The following is a 23147-nucleotide window of genomic DNA, read 5'->3' as shown; positions in this document are numbered from 1 at the left end:
CCTACAAATCAAGGACAAACGGATCGGTAGGGGCCGCCCTCCGTGGCGGCCCGCCGGCCACTTCATGCGTACCCCGAGTGGATTTCAACTGAGCAGCCTCCGGCCGGTGTTGGCCTTCACAGGCCGGAGGCCCGTGCCACCAATCACGAACTCCACTCCGCGGCGGCGCGGCGGACCCCCTCGGCGAGAAGCGCGTCGCGGTCCGACACGGGCGCCCAGCCGAGGACGCGCTTGGCCTTCGAGCAGTCGTACCGGGCGCGGTACGTCCGGCTCTTCCAGTCGCGGTAGCTCGGCGCGCGGCGCTCGGGGTGCCGCACGAGGCACTTCACGAGCCACTTGCCCGCGTCGCCGGCGTAGTAGCTCAGCGGCGACCGCGGCCGCGCGTCGATCCACGTGCCGAGCGCCTCGGACATCGCCGCGAGGTACTGGAGCGGCGTCACGGTGGCGTCGGCCGCGAGGTTGAACGCCTCGCCCTCGATGCCGGGAACGTCGAGGCACCGCACGAGCGCGGCGGCGACGTCGTCGGCGAGAACGAGCGGCACGGGCCGGGTGCCGTCGCCCCACAGGTGGCACGTGTCGGGCGACGCCCACGAGCCGATGCCCCAGTGGTGCGGGTCGCCGCCGGGGCCGACCACGATGGCCGGCCGCGCGATCACCACGGGTAAGCCGCGGTCGCGGTGCAACTCGAGCAACTCGCGCTCGGCCTCAGCCTTGGCGCGGGCGTACAGGTTCCGCCGGTGGATCTTCGGGTCGAGCGGGGTGGCCTCGGTGATGACCTCGTTGCGGCCGCTGTAGTAGCTGTCGGTCGTGCCCGTGTACACGAGCCGCTTCACGCCCGCGGCCAGGCACGCTTCCGCGATCGCGCGCGTCACGCCGACGTCGTCGCGGAGGTACTCGGCCCACGTCCGCGAGTTCGACCGCGCGAGGTGGACCACGCCCGTGATGCCGCCGAGCGCCGGCGCCAGGTCGCCGGGCCGGCCCAGGTCGCCGCGGACCACGTCCACACCGGCCGCACGCAGTTCCTGGGGAACCGACGACGGGTCGCGCGCGAGGAGCCGCACGCGCCGGCCGGCCGCCGCCATGCGCTTCACCAGCGCGCGCCCGATGAACCCGGTGCCGCCGAGGACCAGCACGTCGGGGTCGGGCTTCGGTGCGCTGGCGACAAGCGCCGGAGCGGGCGCCACGGCTTCCGGGTCGTGGCCCGCAGCGCGCGCGACATCGAGGCACAGGTTCACCACCGACGCGCCGAACGCGGCCGTCAGCCGCGGGTCGGCGGTGCCGCCCAGCCCCGCGTAGAACTGCCGCACGGCGCGGGCGATGCTCGCCCCGAACGGGTTGCCGTCCTTCGCGAGTTTCAACTTCGAGAGGGCGTAGCGGGCGAGCGCGCCGCGCCCCTGGCGGGTGATCGCCTTCGCCTCGGCGCGGGTGCGGGCGTAGCGGTCGAAGTCGGCCGGGAGGTGGGTGCGGCGGCGCAGGACGTAGGTGCCGGCCTCGAAGTCCACGACCGCGGTGCCGGCCGTGCCGCGGACCTCGACGCGGTGCTCGGTGAACCCCGGGCCGAACGACGCCCGCACGTCGGCGGTCGCGCGGCCGTGGTGCGTGGTCACCAGCCAGCGGCGGTAGAACGCGCCGCCGCTCGGCAGCGCCACCGGGTCGAGCGCCTCGGCCGCCACGCGGTCCGCCGGGCCGCACAGGTCGAGAACGTGCGCCGCGAGGTGCGGGCCGACCTCGAGCATGATGTTCCCGGGGTGCCGGAACACCCACGCGCCGAACGGCCCGCCGCGGAGTTGGCCGAACTCCTTGGCCCAGACCACGGTGACGTGTTCGACCCGCCCGAGCCGGCCGGCCGCGAGGTCGGCCTTCAGTTGTTCGTAGCCCGGGGCGAAGAGGAAGTTGTGCCCGACGGCGAGCGTCGCGCCGGTGCCGCCGCGGTCGGCGAGGTCGCGGCACTCGTCGGCGCGCACGCACAGGGGCTTCTCGATGTACGCCGGGACGCCGCGGTCGAGGAGCGTGCGGGCGGCCGCCGCGTGGGCGGTCGGCGGCAACAGAACGTGGACCGCGTCGAGGTTCGCCGCGGCGAGCATGTCGTCCAGGGTCGCGAACGTGCGCTCGGCCCCGCACTTCTGCGCGAGGGCGGCGGCGCGGTCGGGGCTCTGGTCGCACACGGCCGCGACGCGCGCGCCGCGGACGGACCGCAGCGCCTTGCAGTGCCAGTCGGCGATGTACCCGGCCCCGAGCAGGCCGACGCGGATGGTGGGCGAATTCACACCGTCCCCTTGGTCTTGTACTCGATGATCCGGGCCGGCGCGCCGCGCGCCCGCCCGAGGTAGAACTTCGCGAGGCCGACGGCCTCGGGGAACCGCCCGGCGACGCACGACGCCGCGTAGGCCAGCGCGTGCCGCCGGCGGGGCACGCGCGTCCGCAGCCCCCAGTACGTCTTGGCGAGTTGCAGCGGGTACAGGGCGAGCAGCGCGAGACTCGCGCCGGCCGTCGGCCACGCCAGCCCGAGCGCCGCCACCGGGACGCCGAGCCCCCAGACCGCCACGCGGCGCTGCTCGCGGACGAAGTGCCGCTCCGGGCCGCGGCCGTGCAGCGCCGCGCCGTTGGCGTAGGCGTACCCGCACCGCACCGCCCGCTTCCACCACTGGCTCAGGCGCGTCATCGCCGCGTCGTGCGTCGCCATGTCGTCGGGCAGGCGGACGATCTTCCACCCGGCGCGCCGCAGCCGCAGGCAGAACTCGTCGTCCTCCGCGGCGATCAGCCCGGGGTCGAACCCGCCGACCGCGACGGTCGCCGAGGCGCGGACGAACATGTTCCCGCTGCACGCCTTGACCTCGCCGAGCGGGATGTCCCACTCGATGTCGCGGAACCGGTTGTAGATGGAGGCGTCGGGGAACCGCTCCCGCAGGGTGCCGCACACCGCGGCGAGGTCCAGCCGGCGGTCGAGTTCGGCGGCGGCGCGGTCGAGCCAGGCCGGGGCGACCTCGCAGTCGCCGTCGATGAACTGCACGTACTCGACGTCGGGGCACAGTTCGCGGAGCCGGTCGAACCCGGCGTTGCGGGCGCGGGCCGCGGTGAAGGGGACGGACATGTCGAGGTCCACGACCTCGACGCCGAGCCCGCGGGCGGTGGCGACGCTGTCGTCGGTCGAGCCCGAGTCCACGTACACGACGACCGCGCGGCCGGCGACCGACTGCAGCCCGAGCCGGAGCCGGTCGCCCTCGTTGCGACCGATCGCGACCACTCCGACGCGGCTCATCTCGGGCTCCTGGGCCGGGGCTCTGAGTCTCCGGGGCCGGTAGGAGCAAACCCGGTGCCGGGTCAGGGCCGCCGCACCCGCCGGAGGAGCCGCGGCACGGGCCGGGCCGGTTTGACGCGCCACCCCGCGGCGGCCGCTTCGGCGGGCGGGGGCGGGGCGGTTGCCTCCGGCCGCAGCCCGATCAGGCCGCCCGCGATCAGCACGTAGACCGGGTTGAACATCGCGTTCAGCACGCAGTCGATCGAGTACACCGCGAGGACGACCGCGGCGGCGGCGGTCGCGGCGGCGGCCGGGTCGGTCCAGAGCCGCCCCCCGTACCGGACGAGGACGAGGGCCACGGGGAGGATGAGCACCACCCCGACGTTGAGGAGGCCGACGAGCCCGCGCTTGCCGAGGGTGATGACCCACAGGCCGTCGGCCACCGTCGTGGACTGGCCGTACTCGTCGAACACGCGGTTCCGGCCCCACCCGCCCCACCCGAGGACCGGCCGCTCCAGCGCCTTGGCGATCAGCACGTTCTCGTTCTCGAGGCGGAACGCGAGCGACTGCGCCCGGTCGGCCCCGACGGCCGAGTCGATGAACACCAGCGCCTCGTTCGCGTCCCACGCCCCCTGGGTCCGCACGAAGCAGTACGCCGGCGCGGCGCACAGCACGAGGACGACCGGGAGCGAGCGGCCCGCGGCCCGCGCCGCGAACAGCGCCGCCGCCGCGACCGCCCCGAGCGCGAGCGCCCCGGTGGACTTGCACGCCACCGCGACCACCGCGAGGCCGACCGCGACCCACAGGCCGCTCACCCGCCGGCCGCCCGGCAGCGGGACCACCTTCAGCGCCCCGTTCGCCCGCAGCCACGCGGCGGCGACCGCCCCGGCGACCATCCAGAACCCGACGGCCAGGCCGTGCTCCATGAACACCATCGGCCGGTACCCCGAGAACCGGATGCTCTGGCCGAACTCGTGCTGGTGGAACCCGTACACCCAGCGGTGCAGTTGCGGGCTCACTACGGTTTCGAGCAGGCACAGGGGCGCGTACGCGGCCGCCCCGATCACGACCGCGAGGACCAGGTCGCGGAGCTTCGCCCCGTCGGTCACGTACAGCCGCGCGAGGAGGTACGGCAGGCCCCAGGCGAGGGTGACCTCGGCCGCCTGCACCAGCCCCTCGTACAGGTCGGAGTAGTCGAGGACCGCCAGCGCGCCGCTGACCGGCCCGGCCCCGACGGGGACGTACCCGGAGATCGGGTCGTCGTACACGAGGCTGTTGGCGAGCGCCGTGGCCACCGCGCCGCCGCACCACGCGAGCACCGGCAGGTCGAACCACCGCGGGCGGGCCGCGAGCCACCGCCGGGCGTCGAACAGCACCGACCCGGCCAGGAGCCCGAGGCCGACGGCGTTCTCCTTGGTCAGCCGGACCAGGGCCACGCCCATCGGCTTCGGTACGCCCTCGACGTAGTCGGCGGCCCCGTACTCCGGGAGGAACAGCGTCCCGAGGACGTACGCGCCGATCACCGTTCGGTGCCCGGGGTACCGCCGCATCAAGAGGACGGGCACGAGGACGGCGGCGAGAATGGCGAGGCGGCCCAGCAGCGTCATGGCTCGGTGCCCTCCGCCGGGGCGGCCCACGCGGCGTACACGGCGGCCCAGACCGCCGTCAGCACGACCCCGGCGGCGAGCGGCAGCGCGACCCGGCCGCCGGCGGCCCCGACCGCGCCCTCGGCCAGGACGTACAGGCCGAACAGCGCGGCCGCGAGCAGCGTCACGCCGGCGTCCTCGAGGACCGCGGTGACCCCGGCGCGGTGGAGGGCCGCGGCGATCACCGCGTACCGCACCGCCTCCGCGGCCGCGACGCCGAGGATCAGCCCCGGCAGGCCCGCGAGTTCGAACCCGGCGAACAGGAACACCGGCACGCACGCGAGCCGCACCGCCTGGGCCAGCGCCAGGGTCCGCGTGTGCCCCAGCGCCAGCACGGTCAACTCGCCGGGGACGAGCAGCGCGGTGATCCAGGCGGGCACCGCGAGGAGCCGGATGTACGCGGCGGCCTCGGCGTACTGGTCGTTGTACAGGAGCCGCACGGCCGCCGGGCCGACGCACGCCATGCCGGTGATGAGCAGCGCCGCGGCCGCGACCATCGCCCGGTGCGCCCGCGGGAACACGGCCCCGAGCGGCTCGCCGTCGCGCATCGCCCCGCTCACGAGCGGGAACACGAGCTGCGCCCCGAGGGCGGCCAGCACCCCGGCCGGCAGCGCCGCGATCACCACCGCGATGTGGTACACCCCGAGGGTCTCCAGCGACAGCTTCCCGACGGCGAGGCGGTCGGCCTGCGCGGCGAAGAACGTGCAGGTGCTGCTGACGAACACCCAGCTGCCGAAGTGGAGCAGCTCACGGCGGGCCGCGGGCTCCCACGCGACCCGGGGCCGCGCCACGGGCCGCAGCGTGTAGCTCAGGGCCACCTCGCCGAGCGCCGCGGCGACGGCCCCGAGGGCGATTATGGCCAGTTCCAGGTCGCGGGCCTCGCCCCCCGGCCACCGGGCGCGGACCGCCGAGAGGGCCGCCAGCACGGCCGCGTACGCGGCGACGTACACGCCCACCTCGCGGCGGACGAGCGGCCCGCGGCGGACCTCGCGGGTGTAGGTCCACAGGGCCGGGGACGCGAACCCGCCCACGAGGCCCGCGAGCCCCGCGAGCGGGACCAGCCACAGCAGCGCCGGCTCGCCGTAGAACGCGGCCATCGGCCACGCGAGCAGGGCCGAGCCCGCCCACAGGGCCGCGCCGCAGAGCACCTGGACCGTCCACGCGGTGTTCAGGAACGCCGGGTCGTCGCCCCGCGCGTGTTGCACCACGCACTGGCGGATCCCCAGGTCGGAGAACATCGCCAGCCCCTGGATGAACAGGCCCACGAGGGCCATGGTCCCGAGCGCCTGCGGGGCGACCATCTGGGCCAGGGCGATGTTGAACCCGAACCGGAACACCTGCACCGCGGCGTACCCGGCGACGGTCCAGACCGTCCCGCGGAGGACACGTCGGCCGCTCATCGGGTCACCTCGGGCGCGGGTGCGGGGTGGGCCGTCAGCAGGTTGAACCGGACGAAGTCGGCGAGCAGGTGCGGGGGGTCCGGGTCGGGCTTGGCCTGGAGCCGGCGGCGGACCCGCCACGTCGCCCGGGCCGCGGCCCAGAGCGCCGCGGCCGCCCACGCCCGCACCGGGCCGTGGTGCTTCACGAAGTACCGCCGCCGCGCCTCCAGCCAGTACCGCGGCACCCGCCGCGTCACCTTCGCCGCGTCGCTCATCCCGGTCGCCTGGCCGAGCAGGTGGACGACCCGGCTCGCGGGCACGGCCCAGCACTCCCACCCGGCCCGCGCCGCGCGGCGGCAGAAGTCCACCTCCTCGAAGTACAGGAAGTACCCCTCGTCGAGGAACCCGACCCGCTCGAACACCTCGCGGCGCACGAGCATGCTGGCCCCGCACACCCAGTGCGTCCGGTGCGGGTCGGCCCGCGGCACCGGGGCCACGACGTACCGCGCCAGGGCGCGGCTCACGAGCCCCAGCCGCAGGCCGTTCTCGAGTTCCGACGCGACCGTGGGGAACCGGAACGCCGATTCCTGCAGGGTACCGTCCGGGTACTCGAGCTGGCTCCCGGCGATCCCGGCCCGCGGCCGCGCGTCGAGGAACTCGACCAGCCGCGCGACCGCCCCGGGCCGGACGACCGTGTCGGGGTTCAGGAGCAGGACGTAGTCGGGCCGGTCGGCCGGGGCGGCCGCGAAGATCGCCCGCAGGGCGACGTTGTTCCCGGCCGCGAACCCGCCGTTCCGCCCGGCCGGGAGGAACTCGGTCCACCCGCCCCAGCCGTTCGCGGCGATCGCCGCCGCGATCCGCGCCCCGGACCCGTCGGGCGAGGCGTTGTCCACCACGACCGCCCGCACGCCCGGCTCGGTGGCGAGCGACGCGAGGCAGTCCACGGTCAGGCCGGCCGTGTTGTAGTTGACCACGACGACGGCGACCCGCGCGGCGGCCCGCGATGTGCAGGCTCGCGTGGGGCGGTCGGGTTCGGCCGCTGAATCCATCTGGAGACCTCCTACCATGTCCACGCCCGGGATCGCCGCCCGGCCCCAGCCGGTCAACGTGTGGGGCCTGCCGCTCGCCCCGCTCACCTTCGACCAGACCCTCGACGCCGTCGAGGCCCTGATCGCCGCCCGCGAGGCGGCGCTCGTCGTCACGGCCAACCTGCACTACGCCATGCTCACCGCGCGCCACCCGGACCTGGCCCGGGTGAACCGGTCCGCGGCCCTGGTCGTGGCCGACGGGTGGCCGCTGGTGCTCGCCTCGCGCCGGACCCGGACCCCGGTGCCCGAGCGGGTCGCGGGGTCCGACCTGGTCCCCGCCCTGTGCGGTCGGATCGCCCCGCGGGGCGGCCGGGTGTTCCTGCTCGGCGGGGCTCCGGGGGTCGCCCAGGAGGCCGCCGCGGTCCTCGCGGCGCGGTACCCGGGGCTGAGCGTCGTCGGGGCGGAGGCCCCACCGTTCCGGGCGCTGTCCGGGGACGAGACCGCCGCGCTGCTCGCCCGCGTCCGGGCCGCCGCGCCGGACCTGCTGTTCGTGGCGTTCGGCCAGCCCAAGGGCGAGCGGTGGCTGGCCGAGCACCTGCCCGCGCTAGGACCGACGGTGAGCCTTCAGATTGGTGCGTCCCTCGACATGCTGGTCGGCCGCGTGCGCCGCGCCCCGCGACTGGTCCAGCGGCTGGGACTGGAATGGGCCTGGCGCGTCGGAACGGAGCCCCGCCGGCTGGCCCCGCGTTATGCGGAAGACGCCGCTTTCCTCGCCCGCCGGTTGTTCGCCCGCCCCGGCCGCGCCCGCGTCGCCGGGGGCTGAGACCTCGACGGCGAAGGGGAGTTCGTCCCCTTCGCCCGCGCCCGCCGCGCGGACGACGGCCCCCACCCAGGGGGTGCCGGCCCCGCGGATGGCGGCCACGGCGGCCCGGCCCTCGGCCGTCTCCTCGCCGTCCCGCCGGCACACCACGAGGGCCCCGTCGGCGTACCCCGCGAGGATCTCGGCCGAGAGCGAGTTCTGGATCGGGTCGCCCAGCAGGATCACCCGGTCGTACCGCTCGGCGAACCGGACGAGCAGCCCCTGCATGAACGCCGAGGCGAGCTGGTCCGGGTCCGGGAACGGCCGCCCGGCCGGGAGGTACGCGACGCCGGTCGCGTCGGTCTTGGTCACCAGCGCCGCCGCGTCGGACGCCCGGTTCTGGAGGCAGTGCGCGAGGCCGGCCTGGGCGGCCGCCCGCCCGAGGTTGGCCGAGGAGTCCCGCCCGGCGGGCCCGAGGGCGCGGCCCGGGACGTCGGTCACCCGCGTGTCGAGGATGAGCACGCCCTCGCCCGCCAGTGCGAGGTACCGGGCGAGTTGCCAGGCCACGTCGTCGGTGCGGGTGCCGGCGTCGGCCGCCACGCACAGGATCACCCCGCCCGAGTTGCGGACCGGCTCGCGGAGCTGGAGGGCCAGCCGCCGGGCCTCGGTCGAGGCGTGCGCGGCGGTCCGGCCCGGCGCGTCGCCCTCGACCGCGGCCAGGACCGGGAGGCCGTAGGTGGCGTGCTTCGCCCCGGGGGGCTGCCGGTACCAGGCGTGCCCCACGATGCCGAGCAGCGACAGGCCGAGCAGCCCGGCGAACACGAACACGCCGATCACTTTCTTGTTCGAGGCCGGCGGGCCGGTGACGGCCGCGGGGTGGACGGCCGCGAACTCGGCCGCCGGGCCGTCGCGGAGCCGCTCCAGCGCGGCGACCCGGGCGGTCACGCCCCGGGCGTCGGCGTCGGCCTGGTCGAGCTTCCGCCGCGCGGCCTCCTCGGCGGCGCTCAGCTCGCCGGTGCGGACCATGTCCGCGCGGCTCTGGTCCAGGCCCCGCCGCAGCGCCGCGGCCCGGAGCTCCAGGCCCGCGAGCTCGGTCTCGTGCTGCGAGACGAGGCGGCGGGCGTGCCGCAGCGGCAGGTCGGCCAGTTCCGCGGCGTGCTCGGCGGCGGCCGCGGCCTCGCTCCGGCGGCGGGTGCCCAGCAGGTCGATGTCGGCGATCACCCGGGACAGCTCGGCCCGCGACCCGACGCCGGTGTCCACGAGCCGCTGCAGGCCCACCAGTTCCTTCTTCCGCGACGCGGTCTCGACGTCGATCTCCTGGAGCTTCGCCTGGCACCCGCGGAGCGCGTCGACGAGCACCTGCTTCCGCTCGCGGTACCCGGCGTCCTCGGCCGCGGGCGTGCCGGCCGCGGCGGCCCGCTCCATCTCGCGGGCGCGGGCCAACTGGGTCTGGCACGCGGCGAGCTTCTCGAGCGTGAGGTTCAGGTCGGTGGTCATCGTGGTGGCCGCGGCCGCGCCCCGCTCGCGCTCGACGGCGAGCCGGGCGTGGGTCACCCGCTCGGGCAGTGCGTCGTAGGCCGCGCGGGCCTCGGCCAGCGCCCGGGCGTGGCCCGCCTGCTCGGCCCGGAGCATGGCGAGCGCCTGCTGGATCTGGTCCCGCCGCAGCGCGGCGGTGTCGCGGATGTACTCGTCGGCGATGCGGTCCACGATGGCCCGGCCCGCGTCGGGGTCGGGCCAGTCGATCGCCAGGCGGACCGCGTCGACGTTGGCCTGCTGGTTCACCTTGACGGCCCGGTCGAGGGCCCGGGCCGGGACCGGCGGGTCCAGCTCCCGGGCCACCTTCTCGAGCCGCTGCTGCGACTTCACGAGGCTGATGAGGGTCTGCGGGCTCGGGGGCACGTAGTCCGCGTGGCCGCCGAGCGCCAGCGGCGTGTACACGATGGTGGTCTCCACCGGCCACAGGTGCTGCGAGAACCGGGCGGCCGCGGCCCCCGCCGCGAGGGCCGCGGCCGCGCCGCACAGGAGGACCAGCTTCCACCGGCGGAGGGGCGCCAGGAGGTACTCGGGGACGAGAACGGGGTCGGCGGGCGGTGCGGTTCGCGGGTCCGCGGGGGTGGGCATCGATGGTCCTCGTTCATGGTCGCGGGGTCGTGCGGCGGACCCGGTCGCGCCCGTCCGGGCGTGGAGACCCGCCCGGCGAGCAGACGTGTCGCCACGGGACATGCTCATCGCGTGCCGCCCGCCGGACCCGGACCGTGAAATCGGAAAGACGGTCCGACGCTGCACGTGAAATGGGCCGCCCGCGGGCCAACTGCGCAGGCGGCGGCACGACGGTGCCCGCCCGCCGGGTTCGGACCGGGGATGAAGTTTCGCGGCCGCGAACGAGTCGTCGAGGGCCGGCGAACGCTGCATTTGAAGCGCGCAACCGGTGTCGGCGGCGCGACCGGTTCGGGGCCGTGTCGGCAATCTCCCCCGAGTTTGGCAAGGAGATTGCGATACTCATCCCGGGCCGCGGGGAACCTCGGTGCCCCCCGATCCGCCATCATCCTGCCAGTTACATCCTCGGATCCCGCCATGACGATTCACCACGAAGCACACCTCCTCGAACAGGGCCGCGGGGCCGAGGGTCGGGTTCCCGACCTGCCGCCGCTGGCGGACCGCCTGGCGTGGGACGCCCCGCCGAAGTCGGCCCCGGACGGCGGGGCCGCGCCCCGGTACGGGATCGCGGTCCTCGCGTGCCCCGGCCCGGCGTTCACGGGGGAGCGGGCGACCGCGTTCGGGCGGCACGCCGCGCGGCTCGCGCTGACCAAGGCCCAGGTCGTGCTCGACGTGAGCGAGGTGACCTCGATCGACGTCACCGGGCTGCTCGCGATCACGTCGCTGGCCCGGGTGTGCCGCGAGCGGGGCGTGGCCCTGCGGCTGTGCGGGCCGACCCAGCCGGTTCGCGTCCTGCTGGCGGCCGCCGGGGTCCACCGTCTGGCCGACATCTTCCACACCCGCCGGCACGCCGGGGTCGCGTGAGCCACCGGTCCCGGCCCGGCCGGGACCCGCTCGCCTGCCTACCTCTCTTCCTTCATCCCGTATTTAACGGTCGCACATAGCCCGAGTGACACCCATGTTGATCGCTGCCCCCTACCCACCGGCCCTGAGCCTTCCGACTGTTCCCGTTCTCGAGGGCCTGTCGCTCCGCGTGTCCGAGGCCGCCCCGGGCCTGCTGGCCCGGGTCGAGCGCGCCCGGGTCTGGTACAACCGCGCCTCCTGGGAGGCGCACGGCCGGCTGCGGGCGCTCGCCAAGCGGACGCTCGACGTGGTCGGGGCCGCGGGCCTGCTGGTCGCGCTGGCCCCGCTGTTCCTGGCCGTCGCCGCGCTCATCAAGTTCCACGACCGCGGCCCGGTCCTGTTCTGGCAGAAGCGGGTCGGCCGCTGGGGCCGCCTGTTCTGGTTCCCCAAGTTCCGGTCGATGGTCGTCAACGCCGAGCAGCTCAAGGCCCGGCTGGTGGCGCACAACGACCACAAGGAGAGCGTGACGTTCAAGATGAAGCGGGACCCGCGGGTCACCTGGATCGGCCGCATCATCCGCAAGGCGAGCATCGACGAGCTGCCGCAACTGTGGTGCGTGCTCAAGGGCGAGATGTCGCTCGTCGGGCCGCGGCCGCCGGTGGTGCAGGAGGTCGAGAAGTACACGATGAAGGCCCGGCGCCGCCTGGAGGTGGCCCCGGGGCTGACGTGCCTGTGGCAGATCATGGGCCGGGGCGACATCCCGTTCGCGCGGCAGCTCGAGCTCGACGTGCAGTACATCGAGACCCAGTCGCTGTGGACCGACCTGAAGATCCTGGTCCTCACCGTCCCGGCGGTCGTCCTCGGCCGGGGCGCGTACTGACGCCGCCGACCGGTGTACCGACCGGGGGACGGGCCGTCCGGAGGCAGAGACGCGGGCCGCGGGCCGCTCCGACGTCTGCCCGCCCGCCCCTGGTGTTCCGCCCCTCGGTCCGCAGGAAGCCCATTGCATGAAGGCCGTCATCATCGTCCCCGAGCAGAAGCCCTCGGCCTGCCCGTCGGTCCCGTGCGTGGCGCTGTTCCCGCTGCTGGACCGGCCGTTCCTCCAGCACGTCGTGGAGGCGGTCGCCCGGCGGGGGGTGCGGGAGGTTCAGTTCGTCCTCGGGCGCGGGGCCGACGCCGTGGCCGAGCACTTCGGCGACGGCACCCGGTGGGGCTGCGCGTTCGCGTACCACCTCATCGCCGACCCGGACGCCCCCGGGGGCGTCCTCCGCACCCTGGTCGAAGAGACCGAGTACGTCCTCGTCGCCACGGCCGACCGACTCCCGGCGCTGCCGACGGTGCTCCGCCCCGCGCCGCCCGGCCTGCTGTTCGGCGCGCCGGGCGAGTGGTCCGGGTGGGCCGTCGTCCGCGGCGGGGAGCTGGCCGCGGCCGCCGGCGTGGCGCTCCGCGACCTCGGCCCGGCCCTCGCGGAGCAGGGGCTGAAGTGGGTGGACGTGGGCCGGCCGGTCGCGCTCCGGTCGGTCGCCGACGTGGCCGAGGCGCAGGCGCGGCTCCTGCGCGGCGAGGTCCCCTGCGTGCTGGTGACGGCCCAGGAGGCCGCGCCCGGCGTGTGGCGGGCCCCGAACACGCGGGTGGCGGCCTCGGGCACCCTGGTGCCCCCCGTGTTCATCGGGGAGAACACGGTGATCGGCCCCGGGGCCGTCGTCGGCCCGTACGCCGCCGTCGGCCCGAACTGCATGATCGACCGGGACGCGCGGGTGCGGGACGCGACCGTGTGCGGCGGCACCTACGTCGGGACGGGGGTGGAGCTGTCGGGCGTGATCGCCGACGGCCGGTGCCTCGTGAACCCGCGGGTGCGGACCGTCGCGACTATCGACCGCCGGCTCCTCGATCGCCTCGCCACCGGGCTGCCCCTGGTCGCCGGCCTGGAGCCCCTGCTGGCGGGCGCGGCGTTCGTCGCGGCGGCCCCCGTGGTCCTCGCGGCCGCACTGTGGCTGTGGCTGACGCGGCCCGGCCCGGTGTTCTGGCCGCGGCGGTTCGTGACCACGCCCGCGCCGGCGGCCGAATCGACGTGGGAACTGGGCACCGCGTACGCGCTCGTCCCCCCGCAGGACGCGGACGAGGAGCGGGGCTGGGTGGTCCCGGCCACGTTCCGGGGGCTGGTCCTGGAACTGCTCCCCGCCCTGGGCAGCGTGGCGCTGGGGAACCTGCGGCTCGTGGGCCTGCCGCCCCGCCGCCGGACCGCGATGCGGGAGCACGGCCTCCAGTACCCGCCGATCCTCCGCGCCCCCGCCGGCCTCATCTCCGAGGCGGCGCTATGCCCGCCCCCCCCGGCCGCCGAGGACCGCCTCCTCGTGGACGTGTACCAGACCCAGACGTCGCGGCTGGCGACCAACGTGCGGCGGGCGGGCCGGTTCCTGGCGAAGGCTCTGACCCGGTGGGGCGCGCCGCCGAGGGCCGCCGGGGCCCCGCGGCACGCGGCCGACCGGGCGGGCCTGGTCGCGGCCCAACCGCCCACAACCGTGGTCGAGTCGCCGCCGGCCGGCCGCGCCCCGGAACTGGTGTGACGGGGCCCCGATCCGCCCGCCCGCGTCGGACCTTGAACTCGGTACGCCCTTCAGAGGCCGCCTATGACCGCTCGCGGATCGGTGACTCAGGGCCCCGTGTGCCCCCTGACCGGCGGGGCGATGGCCCCGTGGATGCTCGTGCCGTGCGACTGGCGGCGGCCCGACGAGGGCACCGCGTACCGGTTGTACTGGTCGGCGGCCGGCCAGTTCGGCCAACTGTACCCGCGGCCGGCGAAGTACGAGATCCCCGCGTTCTACGACGTCGAGTACTACACCCACCACGCCGACGTCGCGGGCGGCGGCCGCGGCCGGGGGTTCCTCGAGCGGCTCCGCGTCCACCTCGCGTGGCGCGCCGACCACGGGTGGGAGGTGACCCCCGAGACCCTCCGCGCCACGACCGGCCGGGCGACCGGGTCCGCGCTCGAACTCGGGTGCGGCGACGGGAAGTTGCTCGCCGGGCTGCAAGGGAGCGGGTGGGCGGTGGTCGGCGTGGACCCCGACCCGGCGGCGCGGAAGGTCGCCGCCGAGCGGGGGCTGGAGGTCCACGACGGCACCGCCGAGGAGCCCCCCGCCGCGATCGGCGGCCGCACGTTCGACCTCGTCCTGATGCAGCACGTCCTGGAGCACTGCCTCGACCCGGTCCAGGCGCTGCGGGTCGCCGCGGGGCAGCTGAAGCCGAACGGGACCCTCGTGGTCGAGACGCCGAACAACGATGCGGCGGGCCTGCGGGCCGCGGGCGCGGCGTGGTCGTGGCTCGACGTGCCGCGGCACCTGAACTTCTTCACCCCGCACAGCCTCCGGGCCGCGTGCTCCCGCGCCGGGCTCGCCCCCGTTGCGACCGAGTACACCGGGTACGTGCGCCAGTTCCAGCGGCCCTGGATCGAGAACGAGCGGCACACCCGGTCGGTGTTCGCCCGCCGCGGGGCGGGCGCGCCGCCGGCGGGCGGCACCCTCGGCGCGTGGGCGCTGCTGGCCCGCACGGCGCTGGCCCGCTCGCGGTACAAGTACGACTCGGTGCGGGTCGTCGCGCGGACCGTGCCGCGGTAGCCCGCCCGGCCCCGTTACGGCGCGGCCCCCTCGGCCGCGGGGCGGGGCCGGGCGGCCAGCACGACCGCCGCCTCGCCGGGGATCCGCCAGTTGTCGTCGGTGTCCAGCGGGGCGGTGCCCAACCCGCCGTACTTCGGGTGCTCGCTCGACCACAGGACGTGCCAGTGCGCGCCGACCTCGGGCGGGGCCAGCAGCGGCTCCGGGGCCGGGTTCAGGTGCAGGTCGCGGCCCAGGTTCACGATCAGCAGCCGGTCCTCCCCGTCGGCCGCGAAGAACCGCAGCACGAACGCCGAGGGGCCGAACACCGCGCCGTCGAGGTCCGCCGACGCGAACGCCGGGTCGGACCTGCGGAGCGCGAGCAGGTCGGCGTGGAGCGCGACCCACTCGGGCCGCGCGTCGCGCTCGGAGTGGTCCAGCTTGCACCGCTCGAACGTCGCCGGGTCGGCCGGGTCGGGCACCAGGGCCATCCCCTCGGGGCCGGCCTGGCTGCGGAACAGCCGCATCGCGGCCCGGCGGCCGGTGTGGACCAGCGCCGCGAGCTCGGCGTGGTGGTCGGCGAAGTACAGGAACGGCCGCGTGCTGGCGTACTCCTGGCCCTGGAACAGCATCGGCGTCGCGGGGATCAGCAGCAGGTACGCGGTCAGCGCGCGGAACCGGGCCGGGCTGGTCACCTGGTTCACCCGCAGCCCGCGGCCCGAGTTGGCGACCTGGTCGTGGTTCTCGAGGAACGCGACGAACTGGTGCCGCGGGACGTCGAGCGCCGGGCGGCCGCGCCGCCGGTTCTGCCACCGGTACTGCTGCCCCTGGTACAGGAACCCCCACTTCGCGGCGCTGACGAACTCCTGGGCCGTGCCCAGGTAGTCCATGAAGTACCCCTCGTTCTTGCCGGTGAGCGCGACCCGGGCCGCGTGGTGCAGGTCGTCGTTCCACACCGCGTCGAGCCCATACCCCCCGGCCCCCGGGGGCCGCACGATGGTGGCGTCCTGGGGCTCGTTCTCGGCCATCACGAACGTCGCCCGGCCCCGGGCCGCCGCCCGCACCGCGCGGCCGATCGCGGCGACGACGTGGTCCTCCGAGTCGTCGTAGATCGCCTGGGTCGCGTCGAGCCGGAGCCCGTCGACGTGGAACTCGTCGACCCAGTACCCGGCGTTGGCGACGAAGAACTCGCGGACCGGCCCCGCGTCCGGCCCGTCGAAGTTGAACGGCTCGCCCCACTCGGTCGTGTGCCGGGTGCTCAGGAACTGCGGGGCATACTCGCGGATGTAGTTCCCGTCCGGGCCGAAGTGGTTGTACACCACGTCGAGGATCACCCCGACGCCCGCGCCGTGGGCCGCGTTCACGAACCGGCGGAAGTCGTCGGGCGCGCCGTACAGCCGCGTCGGGGCGTACAGGCAGGTGCCGTCGTACCCCCAGCCGAACCGCCCGGGGAAGTCGGCCACCGGCATCACCTCGACGGCGGTGACGCCCAGTGCGGCCAGCTCCGGGAGCCGCGCCGCGGCCGCCGCCCACGTCCCCTCCTTCGTGAAGGTGCCGATGTGCATCTCGTACAACACCTGGCCGCGCTGCGGGACCCCGGGCCAGCGGGCGTCGGTCCAGTCGAACCGGTGCGGGTCGACGACCTGGGACGGGCCGTGCGGCCCCTCGGGCTGGAACCGCGACGCGGGGTCGGCGAACAGCCCCGGGCCGCCGTCGAGCCGGAACCGGTAGAGCGCGCCGTCCCCGACGCCGGGCGCGAGGCCCTCGAAGTACCCGTTGGGCTCGGCCCGGAGCGGGACCGCCGGCCCGCCCTCGACGACGACCTCGACCCGCGAGCGGATCGGGGCCCAGACCCGGAAGTGCGTGCCCGCGGGGGCGACCTCGGCCCCGACCGGGTAGCGGCGGGCGACAGCGGGCGGTTCCGGCGGGTGCGTCATGGGGGGGTCCGAGAAGGTAGGGCACTCGCTCCGCGAGTGGCACCGGCCGCGTGTCGCGGCTCACCGGTGCGGGTCGTCACGTCGGGGGCGCCTCGCGGAGCGATGCGCCTGCACTCCACCCGCCTACGGGTTCGCCGGGTCGGTCGGCACCGGGAGCGGGCGGGGCGCGGGGTCGGCCTTCTTCCGCAGGGTCTCGGCCTGGAGCGGGGTCACGGCCGGCTCGCGCTCGACCCGGGGCCGGGTGCGGAACAGCACCACCGACCGCGACGCGAGCCGGCACTGGTGCCCGCCGTCGAACACCTCGGGCCGCCGGTCGTCGTCGGCCGTGTCGAACAGCACCTCCCAGACGTGCCGCGGGTGCGTGGCCGGGAGCGTGAACGGCACGGCGTCGGGGGCCGCGTTGAACGCCGCGTACAGCGTGTCGCCGGCCACCCTCTCGCCCCGCTCGTCGGGCTCGCGGATCAGGTCGCCGGCCAGGCGGATCGCCAGGGCGTGCGTCGGCTCGTGCCAGTCGCCCTCGCTCAGCTCCTTGCCGACCGGGTTGAACCACGACACGTCGCCCACGCCCTCGCCGCGGATCGGCCGGTCCTGGAAGAACGTCCGCCGCCGCAGCACCGGCTGCTCCCGCCACAGCCGGGTCAGCTTCTTCACGAACTCCAGGAACGCGGCCCGCGGGGCCGACGGCTCCCAGTCGAGCCACGTCAGCTCGTTGTCCTGGCAGTACGTGTTGTTGTTGCCGCGCTGGGTGTGGCCGAGTTCGTCGCCGGCCAGGAGCATGGGCACGCCCTGCGACAGGAACAGGGTGGCGAGGTGGTTCCGCCGCTGCCGCTCGCGGACCGCGAGCACCTCGGGGTCGGCGGTCGGCCCCTCGGCCCCGCAGTTCCAGTTCCGGTTGTGGCCCTCGCCGTCGCGGTTCTCCTCGCCGTTGGCCTCGTTCCGCTTCTTCTCGTACGCGACGAGGTCGGCGAGCGTGAACCCGTCGTGGCACGTCACGAAGTTGACGCTCGCGTGCGGCTTCCGGCCGGTCCGGTCGTACAGGTCCGGGGACCCGCACAGCCGCAGCGCGAGCCGCTCGGCCGTGACCGCCGTGCCCGACCAGAACTCGCGGACCGCGTCGCGGTACTCGCCGTTCCACTCGGCCCACCCGTGCGGGAAGTTGCCCACCAGGTACCCGCCGGGGCCGGTGTCCCAGGGCTCGGCGATGAGCTTCACCCGGGACAGCACCGGGTCCTGCTGCACGACCCGGAAGAACGCGCCGAGGGTGTCGGCGTCGACCGACTCGCGGGCCAGGGCCGTGGCCAGGTCGAACCGGAACCCGTCGACGTGCATCTCCTGGACCCAGTACCGCAGGCTGTCGGTGATGAGCTGGAGCACGCGCGGGTGCCCCATCCGCGGGGTGTTGCCGCACCCGGTGAAGTCCATGAAGTACCGCGGGTGCTCGGGCGACAGGAAGTAGTAATTTGCGTTGTCGAGCCCGCGGAAGCTCAGCGTCGGGCCGCACTGGTTCCCCTCGGCGGTGTGGTTGTACACCACGTCGAGGATCACCTCGATGCCGGCCGCGTGCAGCGCCCGGACCATCGACTTGAACTCCCACACGGCCCGGTCCGGGGCGGTCGCGAACCGCGGGTCCGGCGCGAAGTACCCGAGCGTGTTGTACCCCCAGTAGTTCGTCAGCCCCCGCTCGCCCAGGTGCCGGTCGTCGGCCCGGTAGTGGACAGGGAGCAGCTCGACGGCGGTGACGTTGAGCGCCTTGAGGTGCCGCACGGCCGCCGCCGACCCGAGGCCCGCGTAGGTGCCGCGGAGGTGGTCGGGGACCCCCGGGAGCTGCTTGGTGAACCCCTTGACGTGGACCTCGTACACGAGCGTCTCGTGCCACGGGTGCATCAGCGGGCGGTCGTCGCCCCAGGTGAACGCGGTGTCGGCGACCATCGCCAGCGGCGCGTACGGCGCGCTGTCCCGGGGGTCGAACGACAGGTCCACCGCTTCGTCGCCGATGGTGTACCCGTACAGTGCGTCGTCCCACGCGACCCCGCGGCCGACGGCCTTGGCGTACGGGTCGAACAGGAGCTTGTTCGGGTTGAACCGGTGCCCCGCCTCGGGCTCGTACGGGCCGTGGGCGCGGTACGCGTAGAACTGCCCCGGGAGCGCGTCGGGGAGGTAGGCGTGGAACACCTGGTCCGTGCGCTCGGTGAGTTCGATCCGCCGCTCGGACCGGGCCTCGGCGCTCTCGAACAGGCACAGTTCGACCTTGGTGGCGTTCTCGCTAAAGACGGCGAAGTTCACCCCGGTGCCGTCCCACGTGGCACCGAGCAGGTACGGTCGTCCTGGCCAGACTCGCATTGCGGCAACTCCTGCGTGGCGTGCGCTCGCCCCGACGGATGCGAATCGCGCGCCACGAGGAGTTAAGTTAGCGAACGGGTATTCGTGCGACCCCTGGTGCCAGCGAGGGGGTGGGGCGCCCCCCTCGCTGGCACCGGGGGCCCGCCCGGCCGCGTCACTGCGCCGGGGGGGCCGGCGGGGCGGCGGGGATCGCGACGGCCCCGCCGGGAGCCGCGCACCCGGTGGCGCACCCGCCGCCGAAGCACGACGCCTGCGGCCGGGCGCACGCGGCGTTCGGCTTCTGGCACCGGGCCGGGAGCAGCCCCTCCAGCGTCCCCTTGCTCGACACGTAGACGCGGTCGCCGGACTGGAGCTGGTAGTTCGTCGTCGTGTCGCCGAGTTGCACGATGTTCGTGTAGCACACCGGCAGCACCACCCGGCACCCGTCGGGCACGGTGGGCCGCGACACGATGATGTTCTGCTCCGACGCCTTGCGGGTCAGCCCGCCGGCCTGCGTGACCGCCGACAGGACCGTGTCGCGGCCGGTGATCGGGAACGCGCCGGGGGCGTTCACCTCGCCGAGCACGTAGAACACCCTCCCGGGCCGGGAGAGGAGCCGCACGGTGACGGCGACCGGCTCCTTCTGCTTCGCCCGGATGATGTCGCGGATCTGCGTCTCGATGTGGGCCAGCGTCGAGCCCGCGACCACCGGCCGGCCGAACTGGCCGAGGTCGATGGTGCCGTCGGGCTGCACCAACTGGTCCGGCGGCAGGCGGACCGGGGCGTCGAGTTCGACCGGCTGCACGAGGAGCGTGTCGCCGGGCTCGACGATGTGCGTCGGCAGCAGCTCCATCGCCAGCTCGCGGGCCACCGGTGCCGGCACCGGGACCGTGTCGCGGATCTCCTTGGCCGTCTTCGTCAGCGGGTACGACGGCGAACTGAACCCGAGCGTGTCGCCGATCGTGGAGCACCCGGTCACCGCGAACACCCACAACCCGAAGGCCACCCCCAACCGCACGCGCTTGCCCATGGCACTGACTCCTTGCCCGGATTACCAGGATCGTCAGTGTTATCGGGCCGCCCCGCTCTCCTCCTTCAACCGATCCAACCGGCACCGCCCCTTCTTCTCGCTTTCCCGACAGATTGGCGGTGCGACCCGGCCGGCGGTCGAGAGACCCAGGTGCCCGGCGAGCCGGGAGCGTCAGGGACCGGAGGTGGGCGCTGACCAAGAGCTCCGGTCACTGACGCTCCCGGCTCGCCACGGGCGGTCGCGTGTCACTTGTCGTCCGACGCGCCGAGCGCGCCCAGCCCGCCGAGGCCGAGCACTTCCGCGGCCCCGGCCGGCACGACGTACCGGCTCAGGAAGAACCGCACGGCCTCTTCGCGGAGCAGCGCCCCGACGTTCACCCGCACGACCGGGTTGCTCGTCGTCCCGGTGACCGTGAGGCGGACCGTACGGTTCGAGAGGAAGTCGCTCACGTCGCGGATCAGGCCGACCGGGACCGGGCCGATGAGCGGGAGCCGCAGCCCGAACAGCCGCAGCCCCCGGGTGCTCGGGCCGATGGTGCCGGTGTGCGCGACGACGGTCAGGTCGATGCGGCCGGTGGTCGTGATCGTGCCCTCGGCGAACACCTGGGCCGTCGGGTTCGCCAGCGCCAGGCGGTCGATGCGGAACACGCCGTTCGACAGGCTGCCCCGCACGTCGCCGGACTGGAACGGCTTCACCAGCCCCGCCGGGTTCAGGAACGGCGTGACCTGCCGCAGGACCGGGATCTCGCGGACCGAGGTGTTGTTGAGGACCGCGACCAGGTTCCCGGTTAGGTCGGCCGCGGACCGCACGTTCTGCCCGCCGAGGTCGAACCGGCCGGTGATGCGGCCGCTGCCGAGCAGCGCGTTCTCGCCGAGCTGCGGCGCCACGGCGGCGATCGGCACGTTGATGAACCGGATGCGGCCGTCCACCCGCATCCCGCCGTAGCCCCAGTCGACCGTCAGGGTCGGCTGCACGCGGCCGTTCCCGGCGTTGATGACCGCGTTCTGGACCGACAGCCGCCCGTACCCGCCCGGGGCCGTGGACACCTCGAACGGCACGACGAGGTCCGTGACCGCGACGCCCGCGACGCTCCCCCGCGGGAGCGACAGGCTCCCCGAGACGCGGGTCTCGCCCCCGAGGCGGCCGCGGGCCACGAGCGTCATCGGGCCGTCGATCAGGTCGGCGGCGTCGGCCCCGGCCAGCGCCAGCATCTGCTTCGCGTCCACGCGAGAGAGCGCGACGCTGAAGAAGTTCCGCCGCGGGTCGCTGACGTACACCCGGGCACGGGCGCGGAGTTCGCCGCCCGCGACCCGCCCGGCGAAGTCCGACAGATCGACCACGCCGTCGCGCATCACCAGCACGCCGGTGACCTCGCGGGCGAGCAACTCGTTCCCCCACCGCACGCCGGTGATCGCGACGCGGCCCGAGCCGGTCGAGAGGTCGTTGTCGAAGTCGAAGTTCGCGTCGATCCGGCCCCGCAGCGGGGCGAGCGACTGGAACCCAATATCGGTGGCGATCCGCGAAAGGTCGATGCCGGTGACCTTGAGCGACCCGCGGTCGTTCGCCCCACCGGCCGGAGCCTTGTCCTTCTTCTGGCCGGGGTAGCGGCCCTTCAGCTCGAACGACCCGCCGAGCGTCTTGCCCTCCAGCTCGTACTCCAGCACCTTCCCCTTGAGCGCCGCCTTGCCGACGAGCCGCTCGGCCGGGATGCCCTGCACGGTGAGCTTCGGGGCCGTGACGTCGAGGGCGATGTTGCCGACCCGCGGCTCGCCGGCCTTCGCGGGCGGGATCGCGCCGCTCACCTTCCCCGTCACCTTCCCGGTGACGCGGACCGGCGGGTCGGGGACCAGCTCGGAGGCGAGGCCGACGTCCACCTCCTTGAAGTTCACCTCGAACTTGCCGGCCTTGTCGGCCGCGAACGGCACGTCGGCGCTGCCGGTGATGGTGCCGCCGAAGACGTCGGCCTTCAGGTCGGTGAGCGTGACGCGGTCCTCGGTGAGTGCCCACTTCGCGGCGATGTGGTTGGCGGACGACCGGCCGAGCGTGAGCTTCTTCGCCGTGACCGTGCCGGACGCCGCGAACGACACCGGCGACAGCGTGCCGGTGACCTTCGACTCGGTCTCCAGCACCCCCTCGACGGCGGCGTTGAACCCGGCCTCGGGGACGAGCTTCCGCAGGTCGGTGACCTCGGTGCCGGTGGTCCGCACGACGGCGGTGAACGGGTACTTGTCGGACACGCCGAGCGTCGCCTCGCCGGTGACCGGGATGCCCTCGAGCGTGAGCCGGGCCTCCGTCATGGTGAGGACCCCCTTGGCGAGTGCGGCCGAGAACTTGACGTCCTTGATGGTCCGCCCCTCGGCGACGATCTCGCTCGACGTGAGGACGGCCGTGCCGCTCCACACGGTCGGGTCCCAGAGCTTCTCGTACTGCGACTTGAGGTCCACCTTGCCCGAGACGGTGCCGGAAACGGCGAGGTCCACGCCGGGCAGCGCCCGCGCGATCTGCCCCAGCGGGATGTTGTCGATGGTCAGGTTCGCGGTCGCGTCGCCGGCCGGGGTCACGGCCATCGTCGCGCTGCCCTTGAAGCTCCCCGGCGCGAGCCCGAACTTCCCCGGCTGGTCGATCTTGCCGCTCAGGTTGGTCAGCGACAGCTTGCCGTTCGTGTAGACCATCCTGGCCGCGACGTCGCGGACCGTGAGCCCCTCGAACGTGAGCGCCGGCGACGTGACCTCGCCCGAGAACTGGTAGGCGCCGGTGTTGGCCGCCGACGCGACCGGGACGGCGACCGACGCGACCACCGTCACCTTCCCGCCGATCTTGTAGTCCATCTTGATCTGGAGCTTCTCGAGGAGCTGCGCCACGTCGACGTCGCGGAGCCGGATGGTGGCGTCGAGCGTCGTCGGGCCCTCGTCGTCCTTCTTCGGCGCGTCCGTCTTCGCGGGCGGGTCGGTCGGCTTCTTCTCCTGCGCCGGTCGCGGCGCGGCGCACCGGACGAGGGTGCGGATCGGCCCGCGGCTAGACGACTGCGATTCATATGAATTGGCTGGCCCTCGGCCGAGATCTTGCAAAGATCCGCTCGAAGTGGCTGGCGGGCCGCCACGGAGGGCGCCCCCAACAAACCAACCCCGAGCCTTCTGGGAGGGGCCGCCCTCCGTGGCGGCTCGCCAACCGCTTCCGGCGT

At 74.7% G+C, this 23147-nt stretch carries 14 protein-coding genes; 5 read left to right on the top strand and 9 right to left on the bottom strand.

Annotated features, from left to right (window positions below):
• Positions 1 to 143: 143 nt before the first annotated feature.
• The 5 genes from ACTIGN_RS03560 to ACTIGN_RS03540 form a co-directional block, all read right to left on the bottom strand.
• Positions 144 to 2267: an NAD-dependent epimerase/dehydratase family protein gene (locus tag ACTIGN_RS03560; protein ID WP_439621381.1), complete on the bottom strand. Its 2124-nt coding sequence runs from the start codon at positions 2265 to 2267 to the stop codon at positions 144 to 146.
• A complete protein-coding gene (locus tag ACTIGN_RS03555) occupies positions 2264 to 3259 on the bottom strand; it encodes a glycosyltransferase family 2 protein (protein WP_439621379.1) in 996 nt (331 codons plus the stop codon). The genes ACTIGN_RS03560 and ACTIGN_RS03555 overlap by 4 nt, the downstream gene beginning before the upstream one ends.
• Before the next feature lie 62 nt (positions 3260 to 3321).
• Complete coding sequence (locus tag ACTIGN_RS03550) at positions 3322 to 4845, bottom strand: hypothetical protein (RefSeq protein ID WP_439621377.1); 1524 nt, start codon at positions 4843 to 4845, stop codon at positions 3322 to 3324.
• Positions 4842 to 6284, bottom strand: coding sequence for an oligosaccharide flippase family protein (locus tag ACTIGN_RS03545; protein ID WP_439621375.1), 1443 nt, complete (start codon positions 6282 to 6284; stop codon positions 4842 to 4844). The genes ACTIGN_RS03550 and ACTIGN_RS03545 overlap by 4 nt, the downstream gene beginning before the upstream one ends.
• Positions 6281 to 7312 carry a glycosyltransferase family 2 protein gene (locus ACTIGN_RS03540; protein WP_439621373.1) on the bottom strand — a complete coding sequence of 344 codons (1032 nt, stop codon included), beginning with the start codon at positions 7310 to 7312 and terminating at the stop codon, positions 6281 to 6283. The genes ACTIGN_RS03545 and ACTIGN_RS03540 overlap by 4 nt, the downstream gene beginning before the upstream one ends.
• A gap of 16 nt (positions 7313 to 7328) precedes the next feature.
• Here ACTIGN_RS03540 and ACTIGN_RS03535 point away from each other — a divergent pair, with 16 nt between their 5' ends.
• The 5 genes from ACTIGN_RS03535 (at position 7329) to ACTIGN_RS03515 (ending at position 14704) form a co-directional block, all read left to right on the top strand.
• On the top strand, positions 7329 to 8114 hold the full coding sequence (locus ACTIGN_RS03535) for a WecB/TagA/CpsF family glycosyltransferase (RefSeq protein ID WP_439621371.1): 786 nt from the start codon (positions 7329 to 7331) through the stop codon (positions 8112 to 8114).
• Positions 8115 to 10664: 2550 nt separating this feature from the next.
• Positions 10665 to 11111, top strand: coding sequence for an STAS domain-containing protein (locus ACTIGN_RS03530; protein WP_439621369.1), 447 nt, complete (start codon positions 10665 to 10667; stop codon positions 11109 to 11111).
• 94 nt (positions 11112 to 11205) lie between these two features.
• A complete protein-coding gene (locus tag ACTIGN_RS03525) occupies positions 11206 to 11970 on the top strand; it encodes a sugar transferase (RefSeq protein ID WP_439621367.1) in 765 nt (254 codons plus the stop codon).
• 127 nt (positions 11971 to 12097) lie between these two features.
• A complete protein-coding gene (locus tag ACTIGN_RS03520) occupies positions 12098 to 13657 on the top strand; it encodes a hypothetical protein (protein ID WP_439621365.1) in 1560 nt (519 codons plus the stop codon).
• Between the two features lie 96 nt (positions 13658 to 13753).
• Positions 13754 to 14704 carry a class I SAM-dependent methyltransferase gene (locus ACTIGN_RS03515; RefSeq protein WP_439621363.1) on the top strand — a complete coding sequence of 317 codons (951 nt, stop codon included), beginning with the start codon at positions 13754 to 13756 and terminating at the stop codon, positions 14702 to 14704.
• Between the two features lie 14 nt (positions 14705 to 14718).
• Here ACTIGN_RS03515 and treZ read toward each other — a convergent pair whose 3' ends face one another.
• The 4 genes from treZ to ACTIGN_RS03495 all read right to left on the bottom strand — a co-directional run bounded on the left by treZ (position 14719) and on the right by ACTIGN_RS03495 (position 23034).
• A complete protein-coding gene (gene treZ, locus ACTIGN_RS03510; RefSeq protein WP_439621361.1) occupies positions 14719 to 16617 on the bottom strand; it encodes a malto-oligosyltrehalose trehalohydrolase in 1899 nt (632 codons plus the stop codon).
• Between the two features lie 123 nt (positions 16618 to 16740).
• The gene (gene glgX, locus ACTIGN_RS03505; protein WP_439621359.1) at positions 16741 to 18957 is read right to left on the bottom strand and encodes a glycogen debranching protein GlgX; all 2217 of its coding nucleotides are present in this window, start codon (positions 18955 to 18957) and stop codon (positions 16741 to 16743) included.
• A gap of 154 nt (positions 18958 to 19111) precedes the next feature.
• Positions 19112 to 19966 carry a polysaccharide biosynthesis/export family protein gene (locus tag ACTIGN_RS03500; protein WP_439621357.1) on the bottom strand — a complete coding sequence of 285 codons (855 nt, stop codon included), beginning with the start codon at positions 19964 to 19966 and terminating at the stop codon, positions 19112 to 19114.
• A 245-nt stretch (positions 19967 to 20211) separates the two neighbouring features.
• Positions 20212 to 23034, bottom strand: a complete 2823-nt coding sequence (locus tag ACTIGN_RS03495; RefSeq protein ID WP_439621355.1) for a hypothetical protein — start codon at positions 23032 to 23034, stop codon at positions 20212 to 20214.
• Between the last annotated feature and the right edge of the window lie 113 nt (positions 23035 to 23147).

The organism is Gemmata sp., from assembly GCF_051859125.1.
Taxonomy (GTDB): Bacteria; Planctomycetota; Planctomycetia; order Gemmatales; family Gemmataceae; genus Gemmata.
Note: the sequence above shows the minus strand (reverse complement) of the source record. Positions and strands in the feature narration are given on the sequence as shown.

What these genes read in the sequence shown, in the direction of transcription:
- ACTIGN_RS03550 (WP_439621377.1), bottom strand. Translation starts at nt 4,845, where the DNA reads ATGACGCTGCTGGGCCGCCTCGCCATTCTCGCCGCCGTCCTCGTGCCC.
- ACTIGN_RS03545 (WP_439621375.1), bottom strand. Translation starts at nt 6,284, where the DNA reads ATGAGCGGCCGACGTGTCCTCCGCGGGACGGTCTGGACCGTCGCCGGG.
- ACTIGN_RS03520 (WP_439621365.1), top strand. Translation starts at nt 12,098, where the DNA reads ATGAAGGCCGTCATCATCGTCCCCGAGCAGAAGCCCTCGGCCTGCCCG.
- ACTIGN_RS03540 (WP_439621373.1), bottom strand. Translation starts at nt 7,312, where the DNA reads ATGGATTCAGCGGCCGAACCCGACCGCCCCACGCGAGCCTGCACATCG.
- ACTIGN_RS03535 (WP_439621371.1), top strand. Translation starts at nt 7,329, where the DNA reads ATGTCCACGCCCGGGATCGCCGCCCGGCCCCAGCCGGTCAACGTGTGG.
- ACTIGN_RS03525 (WP_439621367.1), top strand. Translation starts at nt 11,206, where the DNA reads ATGTTGATCGCTGCCCCCTACCCACCGGCCCTGAGCCTTCCGACTGTT.
- ACTIGN_RS03555 (WP_439621379.1), bottom strand. Translation starts at nt 3,259, where the DNA reads ATGAGCCGCGTCGGAGTGGTCGCGATCGGTCGCAACGAGGGCGACCGG.
- treZ (WP_439621361.1), bottom strand. Translation starts at nt 16,617, where the DNA reads ATGACGCACCCGCCGGAACCGCCCGCTGTCGCCCGCCGCTACCCGGTC.
- ACTIGN_RS03500 (WP_439621357.1), bottom strand. Translation starts at nt 19,966, where the DNA reads ATGGGCAAGCGCGTGCGGTTGGGGGTGGCCTTCGGGTTGTGGGTGTTC.
- glgX (WP_439621359.1), bottom strand. Translation starts at nt 18,957, where the DNA reads ATGCGAGTCTGGCCAGGACGACCGTACCTGCTCGGTGCCACGTGGGAC.
- ACTIGN_RS03530 (WP_439621369.1), top strand. Translation starts at nt 10,665, where the DNA reads ATGACGATTCACCACGAAGCACACCTCCTCGAACAGGGCCGCGGGGCC.